6 protein-coding genes are annotated in these 15,091 nt (G+C 73.0%); 2 read left to right on the forward strand and 4 right to left on the reverse strand.

Annotated elements, in window-relative coordinates; genetic code table 11:
• Nucleotides 1-655: 655 nt before the first annotated feature.
• From ACWDRR_RS42785 to ACWDRR_RS42800, 4 genes are all read right to left on the reverse strand, one after another.
• Nucleotides 656-1,213, reverse strand: coding sequence for a SixA phosphatase family protein (locus tag ACWDRR_RS42785; RefSeq protein WP_449777746.1), 558 nt, complete (start codon nt 1,211-1,213; stop codon nt 656-658).
• 296 nt (nt 1,214-1,509) lie between these two features.
• Complete coding sequence (locus ACWDRR_RS42790) at nt 1,510-2,007, reverse strand: GNAT family N-acetyltransferase (RefSeq protein WP_449777747.1); 498 nt, start codon at nt 2,005-2,007, stop codon at nt 1,510-1,512.
• Nucleotides 2,004-3,329: a DUF6271 family protein gene (locus ACWDRR_RS42795; protein ID WP_449777748.1), complete on the reverse strand. Its 1,326-nt coding sequence runs from the start codon at nt 3,327-3,329 to the stop codon at nt 2,004-2,006. The genes ACWDRR_RS42790 and ACWDRR_RS42795 overlap by 4 nt, the downstream gene beginning before the upstream one ends.
• A 72-nt stretch (nt 3,330-3,401) precedes the next feature.
• Nucleotides 3,402-3,821, reverse strand: coding sequence for a DUF6271 family protein (locus tag ACWDRR_RS42800; protein ID WP_449777749.1), 420 nt, complete (start codon nt 3,819-3,821; stop codon nt 3,402-3,404).
• Between the two features lie 1,774 nt (nt 3,822-5,595).
• Between ACWDRR_RS42800 and ACWDRR_RS42805 the strand changes: the two genes are divergently transcribed.
• Complete coding sequence (locus ACWDRR_RS42805) at nt 5,596-6,363, forward strand: thioesterase II family protein (RefSeq protein ID WP_449777751.1); 768 nt, start codon at nt 5,596-5,598, stop codon at nt 6,361-6,363.
• A 317-nt stretch (nt 6,364-6,680) separates the two neighbouring features.
• On the forward strand, nt 6,681-15,091 hold an 8,411-nt coding region (locus ACWDRR_RS42810; protein WP_449777750.1), incomplete at its 3' end, for an SDR family NAD(P)-dependent oxidoreductase.

Raw genomic sequence — 15,091 nt, forward strand, 5'->3', positions numbered from 1 at the left:
GGGCTGCCGTCGGTGCCGCAGTCGGCGAGCAGGGTCATCACGCTGCTCGGGTCGCTGGTGGTCTCGGCGGTGGCGGCGCGGGTCAGCAGCGGCTTGAGCGGGCCGGCGTTCATGGTGGTTCTCCCCCGTGTCGGGCGGTCGCGGCTCCCTGCCGCGACCTTGTGATGATCAATCTAGTCAGGAAAGCGACCATCAACGTGGTGCATTTCCAGACAGAAGTCGTGGGTCAATTGCCCCGGGGGTCGCGTTCCCCGCCCGCTCCGGACAGCCGTCGCCAGGCGAACCCCTCCACCCCCGGGGCTCGGCCGACTGTACCCCCGCCGCCCAGGGCGAAGCATCTTGACGGTGCATCAAGCTGCGGGCATCGATGCAGGCCAGAGCCGCCCGGCCGGCCGAGGGCGGGCATGCGGTGCCCAACGAAGAGGCCCCCGGCAGCAGTTGACGATCATCCGCGGCGAGGCACGCGGGGTGGGTGTGCTGCGACCGCTCGCGGGAGTGTGCGGGAGCCGGCCGCAGGGCTCGCGCTGCCGAGGCAGTGGTGACCACGGACCGTGGCCTCGCCGGCCGGCCCCGCCGAACCGGACCGCCCCGGGGCGCGAGGGGGTGGCGCGGCGCTGGCCGGGCCCGCTGGCCGCCCCGACCTCGCCCCGACGGATCAGCTCCCGGGCTCCCGGGGAACGGTGAACTCGGTCAGCACGCCGACGCCTTCGCCCGCCCCGGCCCACGGCACGCCAAGGGTGAGCACCGCCAAGGCGGAGGTCGGGAACTTCGCGGCGGCCCGCCTGCGGGTGTCGCCGACCGCCTCCCCCGCAAGGGCCAGGGTGAGCTCCTGCACACCCGGAAGGTGGCCGACCAGCAGCAGGGTGCGCACCTGTTCCGGGACGTCGCGGAGCACGAGCAACAGGTCTGCTCCGCCCGCGTCGTACAGCCGCTCGTCGTACCTGACGCCGGGTACGGTGCCCGGCTCCCGGGTCACCAGTTCCTGGGCCACCAGCTCCCGGGCCACCAGCTCCCAGGTCTGCCTGGTCCGGCGGGCCGGGGAGCAGAGGACGGCGTCCGGCCGCAGCCCTGCCGCGCGCAGCCGGCGGCCGGCCGCCGGGGCGTTGCGCAGTCCCCGGGCGGCGAGAGGCCGGTCGCGGTCGGGTACGCCGTCCGGCCAGGCGGACTTGGCGTGGCGCAGCACGATCAGCCGCCGGGATTCGTCGATGGTCACGCACCCCAGTGTGACGGGGGGAGGCACGACGGTCACCCGGCCGGGCCGTGGCAGGGCGGCGGACCCGAAACGGGAAGCACCGGTCGCACCCGCAGGGGCGCGGCCGGTGCCTCCTCGGGCGGCCGACCCGGACCGGTCCCGCGGCCGCCCGCGGCCGTCGTGTGCCCACGGTCCGGTTCGGCAGGCTCCGGTCGGGCCGGGCGCGAGCTCGGAGCCGGGGCACCTCGGACTCGTTCGTCCGGACCGAAGGAGTGGTGGTCCGTCCGGGTGCCGCCGTGGGAAGGTGCCCCCGGAGGTCAGTGCACCGGCATCGACATGTAGACCGCACGTCGCCCGTACGACGCGGGGACGGCCACCTCCCGGTGCGCGCGGTAGCCGATGAGCCGCAGCAGGATGTCCGCCCCGCGCACCGCGACCATCGAGATCCGCTCGAAGCCCAGCTCCTCCGCCCGCGCCCGGAAGTACCGCATGAACTCCAGCGCGACGTCCCGGCCGCGCAGGTCCTCGGCGATCACCAGGTCGTGCACGTGCAGGTTGCCCGACTCGAACACGGCGTCCTCCGCCCGGGCGAGGTCCGGGCAGCGCAGCGGCGGGTACGGCAGGCTGAGCAGGTAGCCGCGGACCGTGCCGCCCTGCTCCAGCACGAAGCAGGTCTCCGGCGAGCCGAGGGCGCGGGACTGCAGCGCCTCCCGGCCCTCCGACAGGCCGTCGGCCGCGTAGGCGTCGTGTTCCAGCGCGACCACGGCGTCCCAGTCGTCGTCGGTCAGCTGCCGTATCAGGAGCTCCTCGCTCACCCGGCGGCCCCGTCCGCGCCGGGGCGGAGTCCCTCGGCGCGGGCGGCGGTCGCCATCCCCGCCCAGGCGCCGATCAGCACCGCCCAGCGCCCGGCGTCCTCCCGGGCCTCGTCCAGGAGCTGCTGCCGCCGGGCGGCCACCACGTCCGCGAGCTCGGCGTACTTGCCGCCCAGCTTGCGGTAGGAGCGGTCCAGGACGTCCAGGCAGTGCTCGTTCCCGGCCCGGTCCCAGTCGACGCTGCCCCGCACCAGGCCGAGGATCGGTTCGACCTTCAGCCCGTGCCGCTCGTCCAGCAGCCCGCGGCCGAGGTCGATCATCCCGCCGTAGACCGGGTACAGGTACAGCATCGAGAGCAGGAACTTGACGAACCGCAGCTGGTAGGAGATGAAGCCGGCACCGGTGCGGCGCTCGGGCGTGTAGTAGTTGACGATGTGGCGGTTGTGGACGACGCCGGGCAGCTTGGCGTGGACCAGGGCGTGCAGCAGGGCGTAGTCGCTGCCGATGGTCTCGGTCGAGGGCAGCAGCGGCAGCACCTCGTAGGCCCGGTGGTCCAGGGCGATGTTGCACATGTAGACGTCCCAGATGTCGGGCACGCCGAGGGCGGAGTCGTCCGTGTCGAACGGCTCGGAGCCGGCGCCCTTGAAGGAGACGTCCACCATCGCGTCCTTCTCCTCCTCCGACCACACCGGCGGGGCCCAAAGGCGCACCACCTCGCGGTAGACGGCCGGGTCCAGCTCGTGGATCTCGCCGATGTCCACGTTGAGTTCGCCGATGAAGGAGCCGCTGACCAGCATCACCGGCTTGTCCGCGTCGGCCGGGTCGAGTTCGGAGCGGGTCACGCCGGCCACCGCCTCGCCGGCGGGCCGGCCGATCGAGAGCAGCTCCTGGTGGATCGGGAACATCTTCCGGCCGTCGACGACCTGGTAGTCGAAGTCGTCGTTGCGCAGGTGCGCCGAGGTGCAGCCCAGGGCGGCCGCGCCCAGGAAGAGCCGGTTGACGCAGGACCCGTACGCGACGGCCTGCGGGAGCATCAGGTCGAGCAGCAGCTCGGGGTCGGGGGCGTCGGAGCGCTCGATCACCCGGCGCAGGAACTCCCGCTGCTGCGCGTTGCCGAGGTGGTGGACGAACACGCCGGGCGTGGGGGTCAGTGAGGCCACGGCGTCCGCGTTCTTCGCGAAGGCGGCGGCGTCGGTGGTGTCGAGGACGAGGAGGTGCACCTCGACTCCGAAGGTCGCGACGGCGTAGGCCGCCTCCTCGGCGAGGTCCACGATGGTGTCGGGGCAGGGACGCATGGTGGGCAGCGCGAGGCAGACTCGTTGCATGGTGTGGGTGTCTCCGTCTGATCGTCAGAATCGGTGCGGTCATTGCCGGTTGGGTGCGGAATGGTGTCCTGGTCAGCGGCTCCGGTCGGTCCGTCGCGCCACCGTGGACCAGGCCGCTTGCTTGGTCGAAGACCTGCGGATCGAGAGCGGGGGGCTCGTCAACCGCAGCCGGTGGGGGACGCGACAGTCGCCGGAACTGGGCCTTTGTTCAAGCGAGTTGACGACACGTCGGCTGTCCCCGACGCCGATCGGGGCGGCATCGAGGACGACGTGCGGGAGGAGGCGGTCGCCGCCCGGGGTCTTGGCGTGGTCGGTGAAGGTGGTGCCGTCCGAGGAGTCCGGGATCAGGGGGCGGACCTCCACGCCGACGTTCCCCGCGGCGTCCGCGGCCTCCTTGCCCATGGCTGCGATCGTGGTGGGACGGGATCGGCCGGTCGGCAGGCCGAACAGGTGCTGCGCAAGCGGGCGTCTCCAATCGATCGTCGGATCCATGTGCCCGTCCGAGGATCAAGGCATGGCAGTGCCGCATGGTTCAATCAAAGTCACGGTGAAGCAGTTGAGTTGGGGGAGGTGGTGCGTCCCGGGCGGTGTCAGTGCCGGGTCGCGCGGCTTCGCCGGGACTCCTGTGGACAACCTTGCTTCACCCAAGGTGGACTAGACCAACTTCGGTGTCAACGGGATGCTTTCAGGGAACGGGGGGTGCGCGCCGACATTGCCCGATCGGGCAGTCGCCCCTGCCTTCGCACGGGCTTCGGCGGGCGCCGGCCCCGGTCCGAGGATGCTGGCCGCCCATCGGCGGTGCGCGGCGGCCGAGGGCAGTGCGGGGGTCGGTTCGCGGGCAGGGGGCTCGGATGTCCTCCAGGACTCGAACGAGAGGTGGAGGGGCGGGCGGGAGTGCCCGAAGGTACTTCGGCCCGGGCGGGGGAGCTGGTGCCCGGCGAGCCCTCGAACCGGTCGAGTCGATGGACCACGCTCTTGCCGGTGATGGCGACGACGCCTACGGTGAGCCGGGTGAACGTGGAGGAGGTCGTCGCCGGGTCGGTGGGTGGCCTCGTCGGCGGAGTGCGAGGTGGCGCGGACGAGATCGAGAGCGCTGGTCCGACCTCAACTCCGTTCCGGCGGAGGAAGCCTGGCTCGGGACCTGGTCCGGTTCACCGCGAGCGCCGGGTGGGGTCGGCGGCAGCGCTTCCCGTCCATGAGGTGGGTGTGGCCGGGCACGGCCTCGTGGGAGAGCGGCTGCGGGCCGCTGCGGATGGCGGCGCCGGCGGGACTGCCGGTCGGGCGGCGGCCCGGCCGACCGGAGCCGGTCGGCTCTCCGGGTCGTAGGCCGCGTAGCGGGGTGCCGCACTGTGACCGGTGTGGTGATCGGACCTCTTGAGCTCGTCGCCCTACTGCGTTCGGACCGGGTCGCGCTCCGCGACGCGGGCGAGCCCCGACCTGCCCGGCGAACGCGAGGCCGGGCCGCGGTGGCCGTGGTCCTCGGCCACCGGAGCGTGCCCGGACGCAGACGTCCGCAGGCTCCGAGCGGCCATCAGATGGCCGGTCCTCCATGCCGAGTCGTTGTCGAAGCGCGACCGCTGGAGGACCTCCAGGAGTAGGGGCCGGCGCCGTTCCTCGTCGTGCGCGGACCTCGGCCGCGGCGGTGGCTGTGCGGAGCCGAGTCGCCGGGGTGCCGGCCGGCCGTCCGCCATGGGCCCGGCCCTGGAGGGCGGCCTCGCTCGACCGGTCCGGCGGAGGGAGGGATTCCGGAACGGTGGACCGTCGGCGAACTGTCCCGCCCGACCGGTCGGTGGATCCGTTGTGGTGGTTGCCCCGATCGGCCGGATTGGCCTGAACTGATCGTCTGCGGCCGAGTCCAATGGACAGAGCGGACACGAGAACGGTTCGCCCAGGTCGGAGCGGTGGTTCCGGCCGTGATTTGCCGGGCGGGGCGAGGGTTGCTTGATCAACTACCCTGGGGTAGGGTCTGATCGAAAAGCTAGAAACGATCACGGGGGATGTTCTAGATTTCATCGGGCACGTAGTGGTGCTCGAGCAGTATTTCGGTATCGATTCTCACGACTGTCACACCGTTCTGCTGGTGATGTCGGCTCCGGTTGCCCATGCGCGACTGGCCCGGTGGAATGCTGGAGGGGTGCGGCGGCGTGGGCTCGCGATGCCGGACGCTGCCAGGGGCCTTCGCGCTCCCGAAATTCCCGCGGTCGCTTCCATGATTCCCGGCGGTTCCACAAGAGCCTGCCGGCCTGGCGGAAGGAAGCCGAGGACCGTGGGTATTGTCCCTGTCGACGACAGTTTGTGGTGCCGTCGTTTTCATCCAGCGCCGCAGGCCGTCTCGCGGCTGGTCTGCTTCCCGCACGCGGGCGGCTCAGCCTCCTTCTTCCACCCGGTGTCGGCGAGACTCGCCGGCCGCGTGGACGTGGTGGCGGTGCAGTACCCGGGCCGTCAGGACCGGCGCCTCGAACCGTGCGTCGACGACGTGCACGAGCTGGCGGACCGTCTCCACGCGGTCCTGCGTGAGCAAACCGACCTTCCGCTGACCTTGTTCGGTCACAGCATGGGTGCCTCGGTCGCTTTCGAGGTCGCGAGGCGCCTGGAGCGGGACGGGCACGGCCTGGACAGGGTCTTCGTCTCCGGCAGGCGGGCGCCGTCGCGCCCCGGCTCCGACGAGCAGGTCCACCTGCGCGACGATGACGGCATCGTGGCGGAGATCAAGGAGCTGAGCGGCACCGATCCGTCGGTGTTCGCGAGCGAGGAGATCCTGCGCATGGTCCTTCCGGCCCTGCGGGCGGATTACCGTGCCGCCGAGACGTACCGCGCCGAGCCCGGTGCCGCCCTGGTCTCCCCGATCACCGCCCTGACCGGCGATGCCGATCCCCGGACCTCGATCGACGACGCCCGCGCCTGGGGGGACCACACCTCCGGGGACTTCCGACTGGAAGTGTTCCCCGGCGGGCACTTCTATCTGACCGACCGGCCCGCCGACGTGATGAATGTCCTGGCGGACCATCTGAACGGGTCGACCGCAGCGGCCTGACCGTTTCCCTCGATATCGTCCGGAGTTCTTCCGGTCGCGCGACACTCCCTACTTCACTGTCCCCACCGAGACATTTCCGGACGGCTTCTCGACGGCCGTTCGAGGAAAGCCTTACGGCCGTCTCCGAAGCATTCCGGCGCTGCTGCGGAATGTGTTGGGTCTATTGTTCCGAGGGTTGTCCTCGCATGTTCAAAAATAGTCCGATGAATTGATTCCGACCGTGTTGTTCCGGGGGTCAATTCCCAGTCGTTCCCCCCTGCCGTTGCGCCGACCGGTGCCCGAGGCGGGCCCGTCGTTCCCTGAGCTATGGAGATCTGGTGACCGGTAGCGTGCTGTCGAAGGCCCCTGCGAACGGCGTGGACACCCGCGGGCTCGTACGGGGCGAGCCCGTCGCCGTCGTCGGGATCGCCTGCCGGTTCCCGGGGGCCGGTACGCCGGAGGAGTTCTGGCAGCTGCTCAGGGCGGGGAAGGACGCCGTCAGCGAGGCCCCCGAGGGGCGCCTGACGTCCGGTCACGGGGCGGACCGGCGGCAGCGAGGCGGCTTCCTGGGCGAGGTCGACCGGTTCGACGCCGCCTTCTTCGGCATCCCCGCCGCCGAGGCCGCCGCCATGGACCCGCAGCAGCGGCTGATGCTGGAGCTGGCCTGGGAGGCGCTCGAGCATGCGGGCATCCCGGCGTCACGGCTCGAGGGCACCGGCACCGGGGTCTTCGTCGGCGCCATCGCCGACGACTACGCGACCTTGACGCGCCGTCGGCCGGACCCGGCCGGCGCCTACACCCTGACGGGCCTGCACCGCAGCATCATCGCCAACCGGATCTCCTACCGGTTCGGCCTGAACGGGCCCAGCATCGCGGTGGACACCGGGCAGTCCTCCGCCCTGGTGGCCGTCCACCTCGCCTGCGAGAGCCTGTGGCGCGGGGACTCCGAGACCGCGCTCGCCGGCGGGGTGAACCTCAACCTCCTCGCCGACACCACCGGGACCGTCGCCCGCACCGGGGCACTGTCCCCCGACGGCCGCTGCTACACCTTCGACGCCCGGGCCAACGGGTACGTCCGGGGGGAAGGGGCGGGGCTGGTCCTCCTCAAGACCCTCTCCCGCGCGCAGGCCGACGGGGACACCGTCTACGCGGTCATCCGCGGCGGCGCGGTCAACAACGGCGGCGGCAGCAGCCTGACCACGCCGAGCAGCAGCGCCCAGGAGGAGGTGCTGCAACTCGCCTACGCCCACGCCGGGGTCGATCCGGCCGAGGTCGGGTACGTCGAACTGCACGGCACCGGCACCCCCGCCGGAGACCCGGTCGAGGCGGCCGCCCTCGGTGCCGTCCTCGGGGCGGCCCGGGGAACGGCCGGCGCGCTGCCGGTCGGCTCGGTGAAGACCAACATCGGGCACCTCGAAGGAGCGGCCGGCATCGCCGGCCTGATCAAGGTGGTGCTGGCACTCCACCACCGGGAACTGCCGCCCAGCCTGAACTACGAGTCGCCCAACCCGCTGATCCCGCTGGAACGGTTGGGCCTGCGGGTCAACACGGAGCCGGTCCCGCTGCCGCGCACCGGGACACCGCCGCTCGCCGGCGTCAGCTCCTTCGGCATCGGCGGGACCAACTGCCACCTGGTGCTTTCCGGCGCCGCCGCGGCCGAGCACCCGGCGGCCGAGCACCCGGCAGGTGCGGACCCGGCGGCCGGGGACCCCGAGCCGCCGACGCCCCTGCCCTGGCTGCTGTCCGGCCGCGGCGAGGCGGCCCTGCGCGCCCAGGCGCGGCGCCTCGCGGACCACCTCGCCGACGGGCCGGAACCGCGCTCGGCCGACATCGGCCTGACCCTGGCAACCACCCGGACGCACCTGGAGCACCGGGCCGTCCTGCTCGGCTCCTCCGTCGAGCAGTTCCGCGGCGGACTCGACGCGCTCGCCGCCGGGGAGCCCGCCCCGGGCCTGGTCACGGGCTCGGTGGCGGCCACGGCCGCGGCCGGCCCCGACGGACCGGTCTTCGTGTTCCCCGGGCAGGGCAGCCAGTGGGCTGGCATGGCCGCCCGACTCCTCGACTCCTCGCCCGTGTTCCGCCGGCAGATCGACGCGTGCGCCGAGGCGCTGGAACCCTACGTCGACTACTCCCTGACCGCTGTTCTGAGGGACGAGCCGGACGCGCCGTCCCTCGACCGCGTCGACGTCGTCCAGCCGGTCCTGTTCGCCGTGATGGTCTCGCTCGCGGAGCTCTGGCGCTCCCACGGCGTCCGGCCCTCCGCACTGATCGGCCACTCCCAGGGCGAGATCGCCGCGGCGTGCGTCGCCGGCGCGCTCTCCCTCGACGACGCGGCACGCGTCGTCGCCCTGCGCAGCCGGGCCCTCGTCGCGCTGGCCGGCCGGGGCGGCATGATGGCCGTCCCGCTCCCGGCGGACGACGTCGCCGAGCGGTTGCGCCCCTACCGGGGCCGCCTGTCCGTCGCAGCCGTCAACGGCCCCGCCTCGACCGTCGTCGCCGGCGAGGCGGACGCCCTCGACCACCTGCTCGCCGACTGCCTGGCCGACGACGTGCGGGCCAAGCGCATCGCGGTCGACTACGCCTCCCACTCCGCCCAGGTCGAGGCGATCGAGCAGCGTCTGGCCGAGCTGCTGGCACCGATCACGGCCCGCAGCTCGGACATCCCCTTCTACTCCACGCTCACCGGCGGGCTGATGGACACCGCCCGGCTGGACGCCGGCTACTGGTACCAGGGGCTCCGGCACGTCGTCCGCTTCCAGGACGCGCTCCGCGCCGCCTTCGACGACGGCCACCGCACCGTGATCGAGGTCAGCCCCCACCCGGTCCTGACCGTCGGGGTCCAGGAGAGCGCCGAGGCCGCGGGCGTCGACGTGCGGGTGACGGGCACGCTGCGGCGCGACGAGGGCGGCCACGACCGCTTCCTCACCGCACTCGCCGAGGCGCACGCCAACGGCACCGCGGTCGACTGGCACACCGTCTTCGCCGGCACCGCTGCCCGGCGGACCACGCTGCCGACCTACCCGTTCCAGCGCCAGCGGTACTGGCTCGGCGAGTCCACGACCGGCACCGACGGACCGGTGGCCGCACCCGCGCTCGTACGACAGCTCGCGCAGGCGCCCGAGGAAGACCACGAGGACCTGCTGCGCGCCGCGATCCTCGCGCAGATCGCGGCCATCCGGGGGACGGAGCTCCCCGACCGTCAGGACGCCCGGACCACCTTCAAGGAACTGGGACTGGACTCCCTGGGGTCGATGGACCTCACGGCCCGGCTGATGGCCCTCACCGGCCTCAGGCTCCCCTCCGGTCTGCTCTTCGACCACCCGACGCCCCCCGCCCTGGCCCGCCACCTGCTGCGGCTGCTGGCCGACGCGACGTCGGACGACCGCGCCCCGGCCCCGGCGGTCCCGGCGGCCGCGCCGGCAGCGCTCGCCGATGAGGCGATCGTCATCGTGGGAATGGCCTGCCGCCTCCCCGGCGGGGTCCACTCGCCCGAGGACCTCTGGCGGTTGGTGGCGGACGGCGCGGACGCCATCACCGACTTCCCGAACGACCGGGCCTGGGAACACGAGGGCCCGGACGCCGACTACGCCCCGCGGGGCGGATTCCTGCTCGACGCGGCCGAGTTCGACGCGGACTTCTTCGGGATCTCGCCGCGTGAGGCGCTGGCGATGGACCCGCAGCAGCGGCTGCTGCTGGAGACCTCGTGGGAGGTCTTCGAGCGGGCCGGCATCGACCCGCACACCCTGCACGGCAGCAGCACCGGTGTGTTCGTGGGAGCCATGTCGCAGGAGTACGGGCCCCGACTGCACCAGTCGGTCGAAGCGGTCGCCGGCCACGTCCTGACCGGCAACACCGCGAGCATCCTCTCCGGCCGCTTGTCGTACGTGTTCGGTCTGGAGGGGCCGGCGGTGACGGTGGACACGGCGTGTTCGTCGTCGCTGGTGGCACTGCACCTGGCGGCGCAGGCGCTGCGGTCGGGCGAGTGCGACCTCGCGCTCGCCGGCGGAGCGACCGTGATGGCCAACCCCGGCATGTTCGCCGAGTTCTCGCGACAGGGCGGGCTCGCGGCGGACGGTCGGTGCAAGGCGTTCGCGAACGTCGCGGACGGCACCGGGTGGGCCGAGGGTGTCGGTGTGCTGCTGGTGGAGCGGCTGTCGGACGCCCGTCGGCTCGGTCATCAGGTGCTGGCGGTGGTGCGGGGTTCGGCGGTCAACCAGGACGGTGCGTCCAACGGTCTGACGGCGCCGAACGGTCCGTCGCAGGAGCGGGTGATCCGTCAGGCACTGACCGGTGCGGGGCTCTCCGGCTCCGAGGTCGACGTCGTCGAGGCGCACGGGACCGGGACCCGGTTGGGTGACCCGATCGAGGCGCAGGCGCTGCTGGCGACGTACGGCCAGGGCCGTGACGCCGAACTGCCGCTGTGGCTGGGGTCGTTGAAGTCGAACATCGGTCACACGCAGGCTGCCGCGGGTGTGGCGGGTGTGATCAAGATGGTGATGGCGATGCGGGAGGGTGTGCTTCCGCGGACGCTGCACGTGGACGAGCCGTCGCCGTATGTCGACTGGTCGGCGGGTGCGGTGGAGCTGCTGACGGAGTCGCGTGCCTGGCCGGAGGCTGGGCGGGTGCGTCGTTCGGCGGTGTCCTCCTTCGGGATCAGCGGGACGAACGCGCACGTGATCCTGGAGCAGGCCGAGGTGCCGGTCGAGGTGCCGGTCGAGGAGGTCGTCGAACTTCCGGTGGTGCCGCTGGTGCTGTCGGGCAAGTCCGAGGAGGCGGTGCGGGGTCAGGCTGCCGCGCTGCTGGAGCGGCTGCGCGGGGGTGAGGTGCGGGCGCTGGATGCGGCGTTCTCGCTGGCGACGTCGCGTTCGGTGTTCGAGCACCGGGCGGCCGTGGTGGCCGGGGACCGTGAGGAGTCGCTGGCGGCTCTTGCCGGGGTGGCGTCGGGTTCGGCGGATGTCTCGACTGTGGTGGCGGGTCGGCTCGGGGTGGTGTTCTCGGGTCAGGGTTCGCAGTGGCCGGGGATGGGTCGTGAACTGAGCGAGATGTTCCCGGTGTTCGCGCGTGCCTATGGCGAGGTGTGTGCGGAGCTGGGGGTGGATCTGCCGTCGGACGAGTCGGTTCACCGCACCGGTTTCGCGCAGCCCGCGATCTTCGCCCTTGAGGTTGCCCTGTTCCGGTTGTTCGAGTCGTGGGGTGTGGCGGCTGGTGTGCTGGCGGGTCACTCGGTCGGGGAGATCGCCGCTGCCCATGTGGCGGGTGTGCTGTCCCTGAAGGACGCGTGTGCGCTGGTCGAGGCCCGTGGGCGGTTGATGGAGGCGCTGCCCACGGGTGGCGCGATGGTGGCGGTCGGCGCACCGGAGGAGGTGGTGCGGGAGCTGCTGGCGGGCACGGAGGGTGTGTGGCTGGCGGCGGTCAACGGCCCCGCGTCGCTGGTGCTTTCGGGGCACGAGGAGCAGGTCGTGGCGGTGGCGGCGACGCTCGTCGAGCGTGGCTTCCGCACGAAGGCTCTGACGGTCAGTCATGCGTTCCATTCGGGTCTGATGGATCCGATGTTGGAGGAGTTCGGCGCGGTCGTGTCCGGCCTGGACCTGTGCGAGCCGACGGTTGCCCTGGTGTCGACGGTGACGGGCCGGGTGGAGTCGGAGCTGTGGACGGATCCGGCGTACTGGGTGCGTCAGGTCCGTGAGGCGGTGCGTTTCGCTGATGCCGTCGCGACGATGCTGGACCTGGGTGCGGGGACGTTCCTGGAGGTCGGTCCGGACGCGGTGCTGGCGGGGATGGTGGCGGAGTGTCTGCCGCAGGACGGCCCGGCACGCGCCGTGGTGCCGGCCCTGCGGAAGGACCGTGACCAGGCCCGCACCGTGATCGAGGCCCTGACCCGTCTGCACGCCACCGGCACCCCGGTCACCTGGCCTGCCCTGTTCGAGGGCACGGGTGCGCGCCGCGTCGACCTTCCGACCTACGCGTTCCAGCGCCGCCGCTACTGGCTGCAGGCATCGGGAGCCGCCGGCGAGGTGGGTGCGGCAGGTCTCGCGGCCTCGGACCACCCGCTCCTGGGGGCCGCCGTGACGCTCGCCGGCTCCGGCGAGCTCCTGATGACCGGCCGCCTCTCCCTCGCGACCCACCCGTGGCTGGCCGACCACACCGTGCTGGGGGACGCCGTCGTCCCCGGCACCGCCCTGCTGGAATTGGCGCTCCGGGCGGGTGCGGAGGCCGGCTGCGCGTCGGTCGAGGAGCTCACCATCCAGACCCCCCTGGTGCTGCCCCCGGTCGGCGGCATCCTGGTCCAGCTCTCGGTCGGAAGGCCGGACCCGGCCGGTCTGCGACCGGTCGAACTCCACTCCCGGCCCGAGCGCGGCCCTGACGAGAGCCCGTGGACGCTCAACGCCGCGGGCACGCTCGCCCGGCAGCCGGCCGAGGCACCCGAGGGCCTCACCGTCTGGCCCCCGGAGGGCGCGACCGAGGTCGGGATCGACGGGCTGTACGACCGCCTCGCGGAGCTCGGCTTCACCTACGGTCCGACGTTCCGGGGCCTTCGTCAGGTGTGGCGGCACGGCGACCACACCTTCGCCGAGGTCGAGCTGCCGACCGAGCAGTACGGCACCGTCTTCGGACTGCACCCCGCGCTGCTGGACGCGGCCCTGCACGCGGTCGCGTTCGGCTCGCCCGACCTGCCGTCGAACGGCACGCTTCCGTTCTCCTGGAGCGGTGTCCGCCTCCACTCCGAGGGCGCGTCCACGCTGCGGGTGCGGTTCGCGCCCGCAGCCGGCGGTGCGGTCTCCCTGGACGTCGCCGACGAGTCGGGTCACCCGGTCGCGTCGATCGACGCGCTGGTGCTGCGCGCGGTCAGCCCCGAGCGGCTGCGGGCCGCTCGGACCACCTTCCACGAGTCGCTCTTCCAGGTCGGCTGGTCGGCTGTGCCGAGCCCTGCACCGTCGGAGGCGGCTCGTGCCGTGGTCGGTCGCCCGCTGGTGAACGGCGACGCCTGCTTCGCCGACCTCGCTGCGCTGGCGCGGGCCGTCGAGGCAGGCCGCCCCGCCCCCGAGGTGCTGCTGCTCGTCGCCGACACGGAGCCGGGGTCCGGTGACGGCGAGGGCCCCGAAGCGGTTCGGGCCTCGGTCCGGCACCTGCTGGTCGACGTGCAGACGGTGCTGGCCGACGAGCGGTTCGCCGCTGCCACGATCGCCGTGGTGACCCGGAGCGCCGTCTCCACCACCGGCGGCGAGACGCCGTACCTGCCCCACGCCGCCGTGTGGGGCCTCGTGAGGGCCGCGCAGACCGAGCACCCGAACAGGATCGTCCTGGTCGACCTGGACGAGTCGGACTCCTCCGCCGCCGCCGTGCCGGCCGCACTGGCCTCCGGTGAGCCGCAACTGGCCCTGCGGTCCGGCGAACTGCTCATACCGAGGCTCGGCCGGGTGCCCTCCGAGGGTGACGCCCCGACGGTCTTCGGGCCGACGGGCACCGTTCTGCTGACCGGTGCGACCGGGACCCTCGGCGCACTGCTGGCCCGCCACCTGGTGACCGTGCACGGCGTACGACACCTGCTGCTGCTCAGCCGGCGCGGGTTCGCGGCGCCGGGGGCGGCCGAGCTGGTCGACGAGTTGACCGCGCTCGGCGCGACCGTGGACGTGGCGGCCTGTGACGCGGCCGACCGGACCGAGCTGGCGGCGGTCATCGCGGCGGTCCCCGCGGACCGGCCCCTCGTGGGCATCGTGCACGCCGCCGGCGTCCTCGACGACGGGGTCGTCGAGTCCCTCACGCCCGAGCGCACCGACGCGGTCCTTCGCCCGAAGGTCGACGCGGCCTGGCACCTGCACGAGCTGACCGCCGGCCTGGATCTGCGGGCGGTGGTGTTCTTCTCGTCCATAGCGGGAGTCATCGGGAACGCGGGACAGGGCAACTACGCCGCGGCGAACGCCTTCCTGGACGCGTTCGCCCAGCGGCTGCGCGCCCGGGGCGTCCCCGCGACCTCGCTGGCCTGGGGACTGTGGGGCCAGAGCGGGGGCATGTCGGGCAGCCTCGACCGGGCAGGCGTCGACAGGCTTGCCCGGGCGGGCCTGCTTCCGCTGGAGGCCGCCGAGGGACTGGCGCTGTTCGACGCGGCGCTCGCCGGCTCCCGGGCCGCCGTGGTGCCCGCCCGGCTCGACGTCGCGGCCCTGCGCGCACGCCAGGCCGACGGGCCGGTCCCCGTCCTGCTCAGCGGTCTGGCGCCGGCCCCGGCGCGGCGGACGCCCGCCGGTGGGAAGCGGGGAGCGGCTCCGCTGGCCGAGCGCCTGCGCGCCGCCGTCCCGGCCGAGCGGGAGCGCCTGCTCCTGGACCTGGTCCGGGCGGAGGCGGCTTCGGTCCTCGGCTTCGCCTCGAAGAACGCCGTCACCGAGGGTCGGGCGTTCAAGGAGCTCGGGTTCGATTCGCTGTCGGCCGTCGAGCTGCGGAACCGGCTCAACACCGCCACGGGACTGCGCCTGCCGACCACCCTGCTGTTCGACTACCCGACACCCGGCGAGCTGGGCGCGTTCCTGGGCGGCGAGCTCCTGGACGAAGCCGGTCCCGGGGTGGAGCGGGCGGTCGCGGGTGGTCAGGTCGGGGCGTCGGTCCTGGGTGGTGCCGATGAGCCGATCGCGATCGTGGGGATGAGCTGCCGCTATCCGGGCGGCGTGCGTTCTCCGGAGGACCTGTGGCGGTTGGTCGCCGGGGGTGTGGACGCGGTGTCCGGGTTCCCGGTGGATCGTGGGTGGGACCTGGCGGC

The sequence above is a fragment of the Kitasatospora sp. NPDC003701 genome (genome assembly GCF_053587085.1).

What these genes read in the sequence shown, in the direction of transcription:
- ACWDRR_RS42795 (WP_449777748.1), bottom strand. Translation starts at nt 3,329, where the DNA reads ATGCAACGAGTCTGCCTCGCGCTGCCCACCATGCGTCCCTGCCCCGAC.
- ACWDRR_RS42800 (WP_449777749.1), bottom strand. Translation starts at nt 3,821, where the DNA reads ATGGATCCGACGATCGATTGGAGACGCCCGCTTGCGCAGCACCTGTTC.